Source organism: Methylobacterium aquaticum (assembly GCF_001043915.1).
In the GTDB taxonomy this organism is placed as follows: Bacteria; Pseudomonadota; Alphaproteobacteria; order Rhizobiales; family Beijerinckiaceae; genus Methylobacterium; species Methylobacterium aquaticum.
Genome location: NZ_LABX01000126.1, coordinates 1 through 1,181, shown reverse-complemented (window position 1 = coordinate 1,181; position 1,181 = coordinate 1). Strand labels below are relative to the sequence as shown.

1 protein-coding gene is annotated in these 1,181 nt (G+C 68.7%); it reads left to right on the top strand.

The annotated features are described in order from the left end of the window. Positions 1-14 precede the first annotated feature (14 nt). On the top strand, positions 15-1,181 hold a 1,167-nt coding region (locus tag VP06_RS16545), incomplete at its 3' end, for a hypothetical protein (protein ID WP_156295643.1).

Here is a 1,181-nt window from a genome sequence, read left to right as displayed (position 1 = left end):
TTGCGGCTGGCCAGGTGCCCTTCGGTCTTGAGCGCGACGGGGTCTTCCTCCGCCTATCGGCACGCGGCGCGCGAGATGTAGGCGCGCGTCTCACCCCGGATCCCGCGACGTTCCGAGGCGACCATCGCCCGTTCAACCTGCGCTACGGTCCGGCCGGCACGCTGATCGGCACCCGCCAGGATGCCGACCGCACCGTTTACGACATTCGCCAGATCGAGGGAGGTCTCTACGACACCGCCGTGGTGTCCGACAGCCGGCCGCTGCCGATCCGGGCCTATTTCGGCCAGAGCCAGGCGGGCGGCGGCGGCGGGGATCTCGCCGTCATCACCAGCGCGGCCTACCCGCGCCACGTCCTCGCACCGGCCGTCTACGGCAAGGCATTCGGCGGGGCGGTCGCCAACGGCTACTTGATCGACGACCTCGTGCCGCTCTTCGACGGCCAGGGCGGGCAGCAGTTCATCAACACACTGTTCGGCTTGTACCTGGAACGACAGAACCGGGATGCCGGACCGGCCGGGCCCGGCGTGATTGCGCCCACGTCGACCTTCGGCGGCCAGCCGCTCAGCGCCTTCGCCAAGGGGCAGACCCCCTACACCAACCTGATGGCGATCCTCACGGCGTGCCCGCCCCTGGCGGCCCGCTACGGCCGGCGTTCCTACACCGATGCCATCGTGATCGTGCATGGCGAGGCCGGCCCCTACGGGCGGTCCACCTATGCGACGCCGCTCGGGACGCTGATCGACAACCTGCGCGCCGACGTGCAAGTCATCAACGCGGCGGTCGGGTTCAACGTCCCGCCGCAGATCTTCCTGACCCAGCAGAACCAGTTCGACAGCAACAACGTGCCCACGAACACGGGCGTGAAGTTGGCACAGTTGGATGTTGCCAAGTCTCGCCTCGGTCAGGGCGTGACGATGCTCGGCCCGATGTACCAGACACAAGTGCAGTCGGACGGCATCCACATGGACAATGCCGGCAAGGCGCTCCAGGCCGAGTTGCACGCGCACGTCGTCCGGCGCGTGCTTGATGATGGCGTCGTCGGCTGGAACCCGCTGTGGCCGGTGAGCCTGGCGAACCTGCCGCGCTCGGGCGCCGTCATCACCCTCGACCTCGTGCTGCCGCCCGGGCTGGCGTCGATCGCCCAGGACACCGATTGGGTGCTGGCCCCGGCCGATGGAAAA